Here is a 282-nt window from a genome sequence, read left to right on the forward strand (position 1 = left end):
CAAGCAGAGGGTCACAGGTTCGAGCCCTGTATCCTCCATCATGAGCCGTTAGCTCAGTTGGTAGAGCATCTGACTTTTAATCAGAGGGTCGACAGTTCGAGACTGTCACGGCTCATTTAACCGCAAGGTTAAATGGATATTATTCAATTTAATATTTAGTTTCACATAGTGTGGTGACGATGGCGAGAAGGATACACCTGTTCCCATGTCGAACACAGAAGTTAAGCTTCTTAGCGCCGAGAGTAGTTGGGGGATCGCTCCCTGCGAGGGTAGGACGTTGCC

1 tRNA gene and 1 rRNA gene are annotated in these 282 nt (G+C 48.2%); both read left to right on the plus strand.

The window, feature by feature from the left end:
• Window positions 1-42: 42 nt before the first annotated feature.
• Window positions 43-115, plus strand: a tRNA-Lys gene (locus tag MZO41_RS16640).
• Window positions 116-169: 54 nt separating this feature from the next.
• Window positions 170-282: ribosomal RNA gene (gene rrf / locus MZO41_RS16645) — 5S ribosomal RNA — on the plus strand; the annotation flags it as partial.

Source organism: Lactiplantibacillus sp. C232 (genome assembly GCF_023806725.1).
Lineage (GTDB): Bacteria > Bacillota > Bacilli > Lactobacillales > Lactobacillaceae > Lactiplantibacillus > Lactiplantibacillus plantarum.